Here is a 13,925-nt window from a genome sequence, read left to right on the forward strand (position 1 = left end):
CCCTCCTGGTGGGCTACGGGCGGCAAAAGGCCCGGAGTCCCTGGAAGCCCGGACGGAGGGGATGGCGCACCAACTGCGCGGCGAGAACATCCGGTTCACCATCTACGACACGGGTGCCGATCGGCCCGTACCCGCCGGTGTCGCCGGCCTGCTGCCGGATCACGCCGTGCGCACCGCCGAGTTCGTCGTCATGCTCGCCCCGGAGGCGAGGGGGCGCGGGCTCGGGACGGCGGCCACGCGGCTGAGCCTCGACTACGCCTTCCATGTCACCAACCTGCGGATGGTCTGGCTCAAGGTCCTGGCGCCGAATCTGCCGGCCGTCCGCGCGTACGAGAAGGCGGGTTTCCGGGTGGCCGGGACGCTCCGGCAGGCCGGGTACTGGCTGGGGCAGGTCTGGGACGAGGTGCTGATGGACGCCGTCGCCGGGGAGTACCCGGGGCCGTCCGCCGTCGCCCGCGCGGTCCGGTTCTGACTCTGATTCCGCAGGGGCGCCCTCAGAGGCGTTCGAAGCCGCGGACGCGTTCCCAGTCCGTCACCGAGGATTCGAAGGCGGCGAGTTCCGCGCGGGCCGCCGCCGCGTAGTGGGTGAGCACCTCGGGGCCGAACAGCGTCGCCGCCGTGGCGCTCGTCTCCCACAGGTGCAGGGCCTCCGTGAGGGTGCGGGGGAGGCGGGGGACCGAGGGGTCCGTCAGGGCGTTGTCGGTGTGTGGGGGCGGGAGTTCGAGGGCGTGGTCGATGCCGTGGAGGCCCGCCGCGATGGCCGCCGCGAGGGCGAGGTAGGGGTTGGCGTCGCCGCCGGGGACGCGGTGTTCGAGGCGCAGGGAGGGGCCGGTGCCCACCACGCGGATCGGGCAGGTGCGGTTGTCGCGGCCCCAGGCGATGCCCGTCGGGGCGAACGCGCCCGGCTGGAGGCGTTTGTACGAGTTGATGTTCGGGGCCATCAGCAGGGTGAGGTCCGGCAGGCAGGCGAGCTGGCCGGCCACGAAGTGGCGCATCAGGGCCGACATGCCGTCCTCGGCGGAGGGGTCCGCGAGGACGGGGGTGCCGTCCGTGGCGCGCAGGGAGAGGTGGAGGTGGCAGGAGTTGCCCTCGCCCGCGTCGTACTTCGGCATGAAGGTCAGCGACACGCCCTCCTGGGCGGCGATCTGCTTGGCACCGTTCTTGAAGAAGACGTGGTTGTCGCAGGTCGTCATGGCTTCCGCGTAACGGAAGACGATCTCGTACTGCCCCGGGTGGCACTCTCCGCGCGCGGTCTCCATCGCGAGCCCCGCCCGGCCCATCTCGCGGCGGATGCGGCGGACGACGGGTTCGATGTCGGTCAGGCCCTGGAGGGCGTAGTCGACGTTGTGCGCGGTGGCCGTCGTCAGGTTCTCGTAGCGGGTCTCGCGGGCGGCGCGGTAGGTGTCGAGGAAGACGAGGAATTCGAGTTCCGTTCCGGCGAGCGCGGTCAGTCCGCGTTCGGCGAGGCGGTCGAGCTGGGTGCGCAGGATGTGGCGGGGGGCGACCGCGACCGGGGAGCCGGGTGACGCTCCGTCCGGGCCCGGCCAGTGCGCGTCGGCGAGGATCAGCGCCGTGCCCTCGTCCCAGGGGAGGCGGGTGCGCAGGGTGGCGGGGTCCGGGCGGAGCAGGAAGTCGCCGAAGCCGGTCTTCCAGGCGTCGATGGCGTAGCCGGGGCCGGTGTCCATCTCGACGTCCGACGCGAGGAGATAGACGCACGCGCCGAAGCCGCCGGCGCCGCCGGCGATCTCGTCCAGGAAGTACGGCACGGAGAGCCGGCTGCCCTGGAGGCGTCCCTGGAGGTCGGGGACGGCGACGATCACCTCCTCGATCTTTCCGGCGGCGGCCTCCGCGCGCAGCCGCTGGTAGGGCGACTCGTACGGCGAGGGGTCGTCGCTCATGTCCGGTCCTCTGTTCCTGTCCGGTCCGCCGTGCCCGATCGGTCCGCTGTGTCGGAGGGGGGCGTGGCCAGCGGGTTCGGGACCGTGCCGTGCACCACGTCGAAGCCCTCGTCCCGCTCCGCCCGGTCGTGGAAGCCGCCGCCCAGGAGCTGTTCGCGGTTGAGCGCGACGCGGTCGAAGGTGGGGGCGAGGAGCCCGTACGACGCGAAGCGGTCGGCCAGTTCGGGGAAGCGGGTGTGGTAGCGCTCGATCTCGGCGCGTACGAGGGCCCAGAACTGGGGCTCGGGGACGCCGAGTTGGTCGGCGCACAGCGGGGCGAAGAACCGGAAGTGCCCGGCGAAGACCGCACTCAGCAGCGAGTGCGCCAGTTCGTGCGCCGGCCAGCGCAGCAGCACCCGGTCGGCGCGCTCGGGGAGATCCGCGTACTCGGGCCGGTCGCCCGGCAGCAGATTCACGTCCTCCGCGAAGTCCTTGAGCGCGATGCCGAACGGGATCTCGTCGCGGCCGAAGAGGACGACGGTGTTCTCGCCGTGCGGGCAGAAGGCGACGCCGTAGCGGTAGAGGTAGTGCAGCAGACCCGGCAGCAGCGCCGCGAAGAATCGTTCCAGCCAGGCTGCCGGGGCGAGTCCCGAGCGGGCCACCAGTTCGGCGGTGAGCGCCCGCCCGTCGGACCCGGTCTTGAGCAACGCGGCCATGGTGCGGGCGCGTTCACCCGCCGCCGTGTCGAGCAGCGCGGTCACCGGCTCGCGCCAGACCGCGCCGAGCAGTTCGTGGTAGCGGTACGGGGCGTCCTCGACCGACTCGTACAGCGGGTGGCCCACGGCGACGGCCGCCACCTCGCCGAGCGGGTGGACGCGCAACTCGTCGCGGAGATACGGGTCGGCGTCCCGGACCGCGTGCAGCCAGGCGCTCACCTCGGGCGCGGCCTCGGTGGGGCGGGTCGAAAGCCCGCGCCAGACAAGGGTGTTGCGGATGAGGAGCGGGACCTTCACATTGCGGCGGTGCGGCCGGTCGAGGTTGGCGAGGGTGCGGATCGACTGGAGGGGCCGGTAGCGGTCGTCGCTCGGGCCGAGCAGGACGATGCGGCCCTCGGCGACACTCGGCGCGAAGAGGGTGGCGACGGCCTCGTCCCAGTGGAACGGGTGCACCGGCAGCCAGACGAACTCCCCGGCCGCCAGGCCGGTTCGGGCGCACATGGCGGCGAGCACGGCGGCGAAACGTTCCCGCGTGGCCGGGTCCAGCTCCTCGGCCAGCAGGGACTCCGCGTCGAGGCCGGGGACACCCGCGTACACGGCGAGCCCGTTGTGCACGGCCGCCCACAACAGCCTTACGGCGGGCGCCGATTCGGGCGCGTACGCGGCGGTGTCGGAGGCGGAGAAACCGAGCCGGCCCTTGTTGAGGAGCATGCAGGGATGCCCGTCCTGGTACGCCTCCAGTTCCAGATGCCCGAGGTCGGCCAGCGCGGCGGCGGGCAGCGCCCGGCCGATGGCCCCGGCGTCGGCCCGCCGGGTGGCGGTCAGTTCGCGCAGCACCTCGGCGGTGGTGGGGCCGTCCCAGCCGAGCACCCCGCGCGCGTCGAGCAACAGGCGCTCGGGGCCCGGCTCCTGGCCGTCCGGGAGGGCGGGGTGGCGGCGCAGGCTGCCGGGCTCGACACGCCAGGTGCCGAAGGTGCCCCGGCGGGCGCGCAGGGTCCAGTGGACGCCGCCGCCGAGATCGAGCCGGTACGGGCCGGGGGAGCCGGACACGGGATCGGTCGGCGGTGCGGGCGCGGGCGCCGAGGGCTCCGGATCCGGAACCGGCACCGTCTCCGGTACGGGGACCGTCTCCGGTACGGGCACCGTCGCCGGTACGGGGACCAGCAGCTCCTCGTACGCGAACTCCTCCACGGCCTTGACCAGCAGCCGCCGCCCGGCCTGTGCCCAGGCGTCCCGCTCGGGGTGGTTCATCGGCGCTTCTCCTCGGAAACGGCGGACACGGCAGGAACAGCGGAGACCGCCGGTGCGGCGGACACGGGCGGTGCGGCCGGCACGGCGGGAACGGCGGACGCGGCGGAGGGTACGACGGCGGTGGCGGGCACGACGGCGGTGACGGGCTCCTGCTCGGCACCCTCGGCGCGCGGCGCCCCGAACGTCGTCCACGCCGCCCGCTCCGGGACCCGCAGCACCGTGCGCCCGGCGACCGCGTTCAGGATGGTCGCCGCGCGCCAGGCGCCCAGCGTCAGGTCGGGCGCGCCGACACCGTGCGTGTGCAGTTCGGCGTTCTGCACGTACAGCCCTCCCGACACCCGGGGGTCGAGCGCCACCCGGTAGTCGCCGTCGATCCGGTACTGGCCCTTGTCGTCCCAGCGCACCAGCGCGCGCAGGCCGCGCTCGCCCTCCAGGAAGGCGGGCCGTGTCGCCGCGTACCCGGTGGCCGACACGATCGCGGACGTACGGATCTCGAAGTGCCTGTCCTGCTGGATATGACGGCACGTCAGCACATAACCGGAACCCTCGGCCTCGGCCGCGACGATGTCGACCGCCGGATGCAGCGCGGCTCTTGGCTCGGTCCCGCCGATGGTTCTCTCGTACAGCTCGTCGTGCAGGGCGGCCAGCGTCTCCTCACTGACGCCCTTGTAGAGCTGCCACTGCTCCTGCACGAGGTGTTCGCGCCGGGACTCGGGGAGCGCGCGGAAGTAGCGGATGTAGTCGGGGGTGAAGTGTTCCAGCCCGATCTTGGAGTACTCCATCGGCGCGAACGCGTTCGTACGGGCCAGCCAGCGGACGTACGGGCCGCCCGCGCCGTCCCCGTCCTGGTGCCGCAGCAGGTCCAGCGCGACCTCGGCGCCGGACTGCCCGGCGCCGATGACCGTCACGTCGTCGCAGGCCGCGAGGCGGGAACGGTGGGTGCGGTAGTCGGCGCTGTGCAGGACCCGCCCCGTGTGCGCGCCGTCCTCGATGAGCCCGCGCAGCGCCTCCGGCACGACCGGTTCGGTGCCCACCCCGAGGACGACCTGCCGGGCGAGCGTCCGCGTGACGGTGCCGTCCGCCGACCGGTGGGTGACGACGAAGACGTCCCGTGCCTCGTCCCAGCCCAACTCCTCGACGTACGCGTCGAATCGGCAGGACGGCAGAGCGCCCGAGACCCAGCGGCAGTAGGCGTCGTACTCGCGGCGCGGGATGTGGAAGCGCTCGGAGAAGAAGAAGGGGAACATCCGGTCGTGGTGGCGCAGGTAGTTGAGGTACGACCACGGGCTCGTCGGGTCGACCATCGTCACCAGGTCGGCCAGGAAGGGGACTTGGAGCGTGGTGCCCGCCATCAGCAGCCCGGGGTGCCAGGAGAACGCGGGCTTCGCGTCGAGGAACAGCGTGCGCAACTCCGGTGTGCCGTCCGCCAGCGCGGCGAGCGAGAGGTTGAACGGGCCGATCCCGATGCCGACCAGGTCGTACACACGCGTACCGGAATCGGACGGGGAATCGGTCACCGGTGGTCCTCCGCAAAGGGGTTGGGCAGGGGGTCGGGCAGGGGAGTGGAGAGAGGGCTGGACGCGGGGTCGGACAGGGGGTTGGGCAGATCGACGTAGACGGACTGGGACTGTACGTCCCCGACGAGTTCGTCGAGCCCGTCCACGCAGGTGAGGAAGTTGCCCTTGCAGCGCAGCACGGGTGCGTCGAGCAGCAGGTCCAGCAGCCCCTTCGCGCCGGGCTCGGCCGACCGCAGCCGCTCCAGCCGGGCGCGCAGCACCCGCAGCAGGGCGCCTTCGTCGGCCAGCCCGAGCGCGCCGAACGCGCCGACGAGACCGAGGAGATTGTTGATCCCGAGGTAGTACGCCACCCGCTCGTCCACGAACGCGTCGTCGAAGACGAGGTCCAGGCCGTCCGCCGCGCCCGGCAACAGCCGCTCCACGGCGTCCGCGTGGGACGCGGCGACGTAGTAGCCCTGGCTGTCGCGGTACCAGCCGGCGCACGGCAGGCCGTCGGCGGCGAGCGCGACGAGGGTGTTCTGGTGGTGCGGCTCCAGTGCGATGCCGTACCAGGCGTGCAGCCGGATCAGCGGGACGGCGAGCACGTCCAGGTACGCGGCCAGCCAGCGCGCGGACGCCTCGCCGGTGGAGACGCCGTGGGTGCGGGCGGTGCGGGTGACGGCCTCGGAGAGCAGCGAACGGTACGGGGGCGGTGAGCCGTCACCGGGACCGGTCCGCTCCGCGACCAGCCCGGCGACACACAGCCCCTCCAACTCCCCGCCCCGGAACGGGTTGTCGCGTACGGCGGTCTCCAACCCGGTCTCCGGCCCGGTCTCGGCCCCTGCCCCTGCCCCGGTCCCGCCGTCGCTCGTGCCGCCGCCCGCCGACACCCACCCGAAGTCGCGCAGGATGCCGAACTCCGGGTGCTCGGCGCGCAGTCGGCGCGCGGGCCCGGCGGCCAGCAGCCGGGCGGCGCGCACACCGAGGCGCATCTCGGAACGGAGGTTGTTGCGGCGGGAGTTGGTGATCCGCATGCCGAGGGAGAGCTTGAGCATGACGTCGGCGCCGGGCCGGTGGACGGTCCGTACGGACGAGGTGGGGTGCCAGTGGGGCCCGGCGGGACCGAGGGGCCGCAGCAGGCCCGCGTCGACCAGCGCGGCGACGGCGGGCCGCCCGAGGATGTCCCTCGCCTGCCACGGATGCGCGGGAAGCACGGCCTCGTCCTCCCGTACGCGCAGGCCGAGCCCGGCGGTCAGGGGCCGCAGGAGATCGGCGGGGGCCCGGCCGTCGGCGCTCTCACCGACGAGGACGTCCCGGCGCACGGCGAACCAGTGCAGCGGGAAGGAACCTCGCAACTCCGGTGAATAGGAATCCAGTTCGGCGTCCGAGGCTTCCTCGCGGCTCTTGGGCGCGGGATGGAAGGGATGCCCCAGCAGCAGTGCCTGCTCGGCGTCGAGGAAGGGCGTCGGCCCGTGCGCGCCCGGCTTCTCCTCCCGCCGCCGCAGCAGATGCGCCCCCGTCCGCGCGGCGGAGTTGAGGACCCGCCCGACGGCGTCCGCGCCGAGATACGGGAGCGCGCGGCGCCGCAGGGTCGTCTCCCGTACGAGGGCGGCGGCGACGAACGCGGCGTCGGCGGGCAGGCTGCCGCCCCGGTCCGAGGTGAAGACCCGGACTCCCCCGAACCGGTGCCACCCCGTGGCGGACCGGTACCGCACCCGCACGCGAAGGGTCACCCCACTGCACGGCAGGGCCAGTCGCAGCAGCTCACCGCTGTCGGGCACGTCGATACCGGTCTCCCGGACGTACGCGCGCAGCAGCGCGGCGAGGGCGGCGGAGTCGGCGGCACGGAGATGATCGGGATGGTCGAGGGGGTCGGCAGACCGCTTCAGCTCCCCGGGCACCGCAGGAGCGGAGTCAGGAGCGGGGTCCGGGCCGGAGTCAGGAGCGGGGTCCGGGGTGGAGTCAGGAGCGGACTCCGGAACGGAGTCACGGTGGGAGTACCCGTCGGTACGGTCCGCGCTCACCACCCCTCCTCCTCCCTCTCGCCCGCCGACACCACCGCGGCCAGCAGCCGCTCGACCTGCGCGGGCGTCGTCCACGGGTTCAGCAGCGTCAGCTTCAGCCGGATCCGCCCCGGCCCCTCGCCCGGCAGCTCCGTACGGCCCACCACCGCCTCGCCCTCGCGCAGCAGCCGCCGTCGCAGCGCCGCGTTCAGCCGGTCGGTGCGGGCCCCGTCGTCCGCCCCCTGCCGGGGGACGTACCGGAACAGGAACGCGGTCAGCGCCGGTTCCCCCGGCCCCGTCCCGCCGTGCAGCTCCAGACGCGGGTGCGCCGCCGCCGCCCGCGCGCCCCCCACCGCCAACTCGTGGCAGGCGTCCACCAGTTGCCCCAGCCCGGCCCGGCCCAGGGTGCGCAGCGTCACCGCGATCTTGAAGGCGTCGGCGCGGCGTGTCGTACGCAGCGACAGGCCCAGCAGGCTCGGATAGCCCGCCTCCTCGTCGTCCGCCGGGTTCAGATAGACCGCGCGGCGGGCGAGCGAGGCGTACGTCTCCGCCTTCCGCACCAGGAAGATCCCGGCGGCGGCCGGCTGCCAGCCCAGCTTGTGCCAGTCCAGGGAGACGGAGTCGGCCCGCTCGATCCCGGCCAGCAGCGGCGCCAGCCGGTCGGAGAGCAGCGCGCCCCCGCCGTACGCGGCGTCCACATGGAGCCACGCCCCGTAGGCCGCCGCCAGTTCCGCGCACTCGGGCAGCGGGTCGATCGCCCCGGTGTCGGTGGTCCCGGCGGTCGCGACGATCGCCACCGGCAACTCCCCGCGCTCCACACACCGTTCCAGTGTCGACGCCAACGCACCCGCTTTCATGCGGAGTTGGGAGTCGACCGGGACCGGGATCACCGCGTCCTCGCCGAGCCCGAGCAGCGCGGCGGCCCGCTGGACCGAGAAGTGCGCGGCGGCGGACGCCAGAATCCTCGGCCGCGCCCCGGCCCCGGACCCCGGTCCCACACCGGTCAGTTCGACCTGCCGGCCGGTCGCGGCGCCCAGCACCCGGTCCCTGGCCAGCATCAGCCCCATCAGGTTGGACTCGGTGCCGCCCGAGGTCAGGACGCCCGCAGCCGCGCCCGGGTCGTAGCCGACCAGGGCCGCCAGCTCCTCAAGAAGCAGCGTTTCCAGGGTGGTTGCGGCGGGCGCCTGGTCCCACGAGTCCTGGGAGGGGTTGAGCGCGGAGACCGCCAGGTCGGCGGCGACGGCGACGGCCAGCGGCGGGCAGTGCAGATGCGCCGCGCACGCGGGGTCGGCCGGGTCCGCGCCGCCGTACGCGAGGAGTTCGGCCAACCGGCCCAGCGCGCCAGGGCCGTGAGCGGTGCGGAACACCTCGGTGACGGCCGCCCCGATGCCGGCGGGCGCACCGGCCGCCACCGGACCGCCGCGCCGGGCGGCGCCCTCGGCGAGCGCGTCCAGCACCTCACGCACCAGCGGCTCCAGAGCCGCCGCACCGCCCATCCCGCCCGACAACTCCGCTCCGGAGGGCGGCAGTTGGGCGCCACCCGCACCCGGACCACCGTCCACGACCGCCGTACCAGCGGGCACCGACGTACCGCCCGGCGTCGGTCGCAGCACCCTCAGCGCTTCCTCGACGGCGGCGCCCAGCGCCTCCGTCGTCACGCCGTCCACCCCGCGACGCCACCGGTACCCACGGCACCGGCGCCCACGGAACCGCCCGCCTCCGCGCCCGCCTCCGCGATCGCCTCCGTCAGCCGTTCCAGCACCGACTCCGCCTCCTCGTCCGTGATCACCAGCGGCGGCAGCAGCCGTACCGTCGACCCGTGCCGCCCACCCAGCTCCAGGATCAGCCCCCGCCTCAGGCACCCCTCCTGCACCCGCGCCGCCGGCCCCGGCGCCACCGGCCGCGCCCCGCACGCGTCCAACGGCCCCTCCGGGTCCACGATCTCGACGCCGATCATCAGCCCGCGCCCCCGGACATCACCGATCAGCGGCAGCTCCGACCTGGCCCCCTCCAGCCGCGCGGCCAGCCGCGCCCCGACCGTCGCCGCCCGCTCCGTGAGCCCTTCCCGCGTCACGTACCTGAGCGTCGCCGCGCCCGCCGCCATCGCCAGCGTGTTGCCCCGGAACGTGCCGGTGTGCGCGCCGGGCAGCCACCCGTCGTACGCCTCGTCGTACACGATCACCGCCAGCGGCAGCCCGCCGCCGACCGCCTTCGACATCACCATCGCGTCGGGCACGACACCGCTGTGCTCGACCGCCCAGTACGCGCCCGTGCGCCCGACGCCCGTCTGCACCTCGTCCACGATCAGCGGGATACCCCGCTCGCCCGTGATCCGCCGCATCTCCCGCAGCCACCCGTCGGGCGCGGGCACCGCGCCGCCCTCGCCCTGGACCGCTTCGAGGATCATCGCCGCAGGCCGGACGACCCCGCCGGCCGGGTCGTCCAGCAGCCGCTCGGTGTACGTCGCCGCCAGCGCCGCGCCGCGTTCGCCGCCGACGCCGAACGGGCAGCGGTACGCGTACGGATACGGCAGCCGCGTCACCTCACCGCCCGCCGCGCCGCCGCCCGCTACCGGTTCCTTGACGGCCACGCTGCCGGTCGCGGCCAGCGCGCCCGCCGTCATCCCGTGATACGCGCCGGTGAACGCGAGCAGCCCGCGCCGCCCGGTCGCCGTCTGCATCAGCTTCAGCGCGGCCTCGACGGCGTCCGTTCCGGCGGGCCCGCAGAAGTGCACGCGGGCCCGGTCGGCGAACGGCCGGGGCAGTGTCTCGAACAGCGCGTCCGTGAAGTCGTCCTTCTCCGGCGTGGCGAGGTCCAGCACGTGCAGCGGGGCCCCGCTGTCGAGCGTGCGGCGGATCGCCTCGCGCACCACGGGGTGGTTGTGGCCGAGGGCGAGCGTTCCGGCACCGGAGAGACAGTCGAGATAGCGGCGGCCGTCAGCGCCCTCGACGGTCATGCCGTGGGCGCGTACCGGGACGATCGGGAAGGAACGGGCGTACGTCCGCGCGGACGACTCCCTGGCGCGCTGCCGCTCCAGGATGGCGCGGGCGTCCGGGGCCGCGTTGTCGCGGGGCCGCCCGGACGTGGGCAGCGTGACAGCGGGAACGGTCATGGAAAAGCTCCGAAGTATGAGAGTGGGGCGAGAAGACGGCTCAGAGCAGGTGGCGACCGGCGACCGGGTGCCCGAGGAAGGAATGCATGGCGAACTCCCAGCCGTAGGAACCGGCGTTGGGAAAGACGACGAGGTCCCCCGCGCGCACCCGCTCCACGAGCACGTCCCGCAGCAGGGTGTCCTCCGGCGTGCACAGCTCGCCCACGACGGTGACACGGGTGTGCTCGGCCGTGGGCCTCGGACACTCCTCGCCCGCCTCCCACGCGTCGACCGGCAGCACGGCGACGTTGTGCACGATGTCCCAGGAGGTCGGCAGCTGGAAGTGGTTGATTCCGCCACGCAGTACGGCGAACCACTCGCCGTACGAGGCTTTGACGTCCGTCACCTCGGCCGCGTACCAGCCGCAGTCGGCGACCAGGAACCGGCCGGGCTCCAGCACGACCTTCACCCCCACGGGTGGTTCGACCAGCGCGGCGAGTTCACCGAACCGGGCCATGTCGAACGGCGCCTCGCCCTCGAAGGCGACACCTATGCCGCCGCCGATGTCGACGTGCCGCAGCTCGACACCGGTAGCGGCGGCCGTACGAACGCTCCATTCGACGCACCAACGAAGGTACGCCGCATGGGTGTCGGCGTCGAGGTTGTTCGAGGCCGCGTGGATGTGGAAGCCGACGACGTCCAGACCGGGGAGCCCGCGCGCGGCGGCCAGCACGTCCGGCACGTCGGGCTCGGCGACACCGAACTGCGAGGGCGCGCCGCCCATGTGGAGTGAGCCGCGGATCGGGATCTCCGCCGGGTTGACGCGCAGCGCGACGCGCGCGGCGACACCCTCGGCGACGGCGATACGGCTGATCCGGCGCAGCTCCAGCAGGCTCTCGGCGTTGATCGCCTCGACTCCGGCCCGGACGAGGGCGGTGAGGACGGGCACGGACTTGGCGGGTCCCGCGGCGACGACGGCCGGTGCCACGCCGTCCTCGAAGTGCCCCTGTTCCAGGGCCAGTTCCAGCTCACTGACCGAGGCGACCTCGAAGCCGTCGACGTACGGGGCGAGGGCGGCGACGACGCCGGGGTACGAGTTGGCCTTGACCGCGTAGTAGACGGCCGCCCAGCCGGGAAGCGCGGCCCGCAGTTCGCGCGCCCGGTTCGCGGCCACCTCGCCGTCGTACACGTACGCCGACACGGGCTCCGTCCCGCGCGCCAGGTCCAGCAGTCGGCGGCGGACGGGGACCGGCAGCACGTCCACCGGGTGGGCGGCGAGCGGCGCCGCGGAGGGCGGGAACTGGACGGACACGGCGGATGCGACCTCGTTGGTGTGGACGGGGGATCAAGCCGTCAAGCCACTGGTACGACGTCCGGACCCCGGGACAGTGAGACGTCGGGACATCAGAACATCGGGGCATCGGGACAGAACGGCCAAATCGCTTAGGTGAGCCTAACCTAACGCCTCGCCAGAATGATTCAAAAGTAGGTCATGCCCCGGGGGAGAACAGACGTGCCCCCGCGCTCAGTCCCCGCAGTCCCCCGCGTACGCCGGCTCCCGGCGCTCCGTGACCTCGATGTAGTCGAGCAGCGTCTGCCGGGTGCGGGCGAGCATGTCCAGGTGGTCGTCCAGCCCGCGCAGCCGGGCCCGCAGCATGTCCAGAAGCTCGGGGCAGGGTTCGAGTTCGGGCGCCGAGCCCGAGGCGCAGGGCAGCAGGACCGCGATCTCCTCCGTCGACAGACCGGCTTCGAGGAGCCGTCTGATCTGGATCACGGTCGTGGGGGCCTCGGCGCCGTACTCGCGGTAGCCGTTCGCGCCCCGGCCCGGTTCGAGCAGTCCCTGGGCCTCGTAGTACCGCAGCTGATGTGCGTTGACCTTGGTCCGCCGACTCAACTCCCCGATCAGCACGCCGGGTTCCTCCCCTGTTCCGCTTGCTCCGCTTGACCTTCACATCGGTCTCAACGTTGAGGATTCTGCCACGCGCGCCATCACAGGACCGAGGAGCGACCACCATGAGCGACCCCACGACCGACCGGACGACCGACCCCACGACCGACCGCACCACCGACCAAGCCACCGACAAAGCCACCGACCCCGCCCCGGTGACCGTCCTCGGCCTGGGCCTGATGGGCCAGGCGCTGGCCGGGGCGTTCCTGCGCGAGGGCCACCCCACGACCGTCTGGAACCGTACGGCGGCCAAGGCCGACCCCCTCGTCGCCGACGGCGCGAAGCTCGCCGGCTCGGTCGCCGAAGCCGTCGCGGCCGGCCGGCTCGTGATCGTCTGCGTCACGGACCACCACGCCGTCGACGCCCTCCTCGACCCGATGAGCGGCCACCTCGACGGCCGCGTGCTGGTCAACCTGTCCTCGGGCACCTCGGGTCAGGCCCGCGAGACGGCCGCGTGGGCGGCGCGGCACGGCGGCACGTACCTCCAGGGCGCGATCCTGGCCGCCCCCGACGGCATCGGTACGGCCGACGCCACCCTCCTGTACAGCGGTCCCCGCGCGGCCTTCGAGGCGCACGAGCCGACGCTCCGGGTCCTCGGCGGCGGAACCGGCCACCTCGGCGACGACCCCGGCCTGTCGTCGCTCCACGAAGTCGCGGTACTGGCCCTGATGTGGGGAATCCTCAACGGCTTCCTGCACGGCGCCGCCGTACTGGGCGCGGCCGGGGTCGACGCCTCGGCACTCGCGCCGATCGCCCGGCAGGGCATCGGCACCGTGACCGAATGGCTGTCCGGCTACGCGCGACAGATCGACGAGGGCGTGTTCCCGGCGTTCGACTCCAGCCTGGACACACACGTCGCCGCGATGGTCCACCTCCTCCAGGAGAGTGAATCCCTCGGAGTCAGCACCGAGTTCCCCGCGTACGTCAAGGCCGTGGCGGACCGCGCCGTCGCGGCGGGCCGGGGCGCCGAGGGATACATGACGCTGATCGAGCAGTTCCGGGCGCCGTCGGTGGTCCGGGCGCCGTCGGTGGAAGGGGGAGAGGGAGCATCGGAATAACCGACACCCCGTCAGCACTTGGAGCCGATATGACCACACCCACGCCCTCCTCCCCCTTCGACCCCCGCACGCTGCTCGCCGAGAGCCGCCTCGGTGTCCTCGCCACCATCAAGGCGGACGGGGTGCCGCAGCTCTCCCCCGTGATGCCCTTCTACGACGCCGACGCCGGTGTCCTGTACGTGTCGATGACCGAGGGCCGGGCCAAGACGGTGAACCTGCGCCGCGACCCGCGCGCCGCGCTGGAGGTCACCGCCGCGGACGGCCGCTCCTGGGCGACCGCCGAGGGCCCGGTCACCCTCGCCGGACCGGGCACGGACCCGGACGGCCCGGAGGTCGAAGCCCTGGTCGAGTACTACCGCCGGGCCTCCGGGGAGCACCCGGACTGGGACGAGTACCGCGCGGTGATGGTCTCCGACCGCCGGGTGCTGATGACGATGACCGTGAACCGCGTCTACGGCCAGAGCATCGGCTGACACCGGAGGCGG

Annotated in this window: 11 protein-coding genes; 3 read left to right on the top strand and 8 right to left on the bottom strand. The window is 73.5% G+C overall.

The window, feature by feature from the left end; genetic code table 11:
• Nucleotides 1-61: 61 nt before the first annotated feature.
• Nucleotides 62-472, top strand: coding sequence for a GNAT family N-acetyltransferase (locus tag OG875_RS14660; RefSeq protein WP_330174674.1), 411 nt, complete (start codon nucleotides 62-64; stop codon nucleotides 470-472).
• A 22-nt stretch (nucleotides 473-494) separates the two neighbouring features.
• On the opposite strand, the gene OG875_RS14665 is transcribed toward OG875_RS14660, so the two are convergent.
• The 8 genes from OG875_RS14665 to OG875_RS14700 all read right to left on the bottom strand — a co-directional run bounded on the left by OG875_RS14665 (nucleotide 495) and on the right by OG875_RS14700 (nucleotide 12,343).
• Nucleotides 495-1,898, bottom strand: coding sequence for a glutamine synthetase family protein (locus tag OG875_RS14665; RefSeq protein WP_330174675.1), 1,404 nt, complete (start codon nucleotides 1,896-1,898; stop codon nucleotides 495-497).
• Nucleotides 1,895-3,844 (bottom strand): IucA/IucC family protein, encoded by a 1,950-nt coding sequence (locus tag OG875_RS14670; RefSeq protein ID WP_330174676.1) that lies wholly within the window; start codon nucleotides 3,842-3,844, stop codon nucleotides 1,895-1,897. The genes OG875_RS14665 and OG875_RS14670 overlap by 4 nt, the downstream gene beginning before the upstream one ends.
• Nucleotides 3,841-5,361: a lysine N(6)-hydroxylase/L-ornithine N(5)-oxygenase family protein gene (locus tag OG875_RS14675; protein WP_330174677.1), complete on the bottom strand. Its 1,521-nt coding sequence runs from the start codon at nucleotides 5,359-5,361 to the stop codon at nucleotides 3,841-3,843. Before OG875_RS14675 ends, OG875_RS14670 begins: the two co-directional genes overlap by 4 nt.
• Nucleotides 5,358-7,364, bottom strand: coding sequence for an IucA/IucC family protein (locus tag OG875_RS14680; RefSeq protein ID WP_330174678.1), 2,007 nt, complete (start codon nucleotides 7,362-7,364; stop codon nucleotides 5,358-5,360). The genes OG875_RS14675 and OG875_RS14680 overlap by 4 nt, the downstream gene beginning before the upstream one ends.
• Nucleotides 7,361-8,839 (bottom strand): pyridoxal phosphate-dependent decarboxylase family protein, encoded by a 1,479-nt coding sequence (locus OG875_RS14685; protein ID WP_443079260.1) that lies wholly within the window; start codon nucleotides 8,837-8,839, stop codon nucleotides 7,361-7,363. Before OG875_RS14685 ends, OG875_RS14680 begins: the two co-directional genes overlap by 4 nt.
• 158 nt (nucleotides 8,840-8,997) lie before the next feature.
• The gene (locus OG875_RS14690) at nucleotides 8,998-10,455 is read right to left on the bottom strand and encodes a diaminobutyrate--2-oxoglutarate transaminase family protein (RefSeq protein ID WP_330174680.1); all 1,458 of its coding nucleotides are present in this window, start codon (nucleotides 10,453-10,455) and stop codon (nucleotides 8,998-9,000) included.
• A 40-nt stretch (nucleotides 10,456-10,495) separates the two neighbouring features.
• Complete coding sequence (locus tag OG875_RS14695; RefSeq protein ID WP_330174681.1) at nucleotides 10,496-11,746, bottom strand: alanine racemase; 1,251 nt, start codon at nucleotides 11,744-11,746, stop codon at nucleotides 10,496-10,498.
• 213 nt (nucleotides 11,747-11,959) lie between these two features.
• The gene (locus OG875_RS14700) at nucleotides 11,960-12,343 is read right to left on the bottom strand and encodes a MerR family transcriptional regulator (RefSeq protein WP_330174682.1); all 384 of its coding nucleotides are present in this window, start codon (nucleotides 12,341-12,343) and stop codon (nucleotides 11,960-11,962) included.
• 104 nt (nucleotides 12,344-12,447) lie between these two features.
• Between OG875_RS14700 and OG875_RS14705 the strand changes: the two genes are divergently transcribed.
• Nucleotides 12,448-13,440, top strand: coding sequence for an NAD(P)-dependent oxidoreductase (locus OG875_RS14705; RefSeq protein ID WP_443079115.1), 993 nt, complete (start codon nucleotides 12,448-12,450; stop codon nucleotides 13,438-13,440).
• Nucleotides 13,441-13,469: 29 nt separating this feature from the next.
• Nucleotides 13,470-13,913, top strand: a complete 444-nt coding sequence (locus OG875_RS14710) for a PPOX class F420-dependent oxidoreductase (protein WP_330174683.1) — start codon at nucleotides 13,470-13,472, stop codon at nucleotides 13,911-13,913.
• Nucleotides 13,914-13,925 lie beyond the last annotated feature (12 nt).

The sequence above is a fragment of the Streptomyces sp. NBC_01498 genome, from assembly GCF_036327775.1.
In the GTDB taxonomy this organism is placed as follows: Bacteria; Actinomycetota; Actinomycetes; order Streptomycetales; family Streptomycetaceae; genus Streptomyces.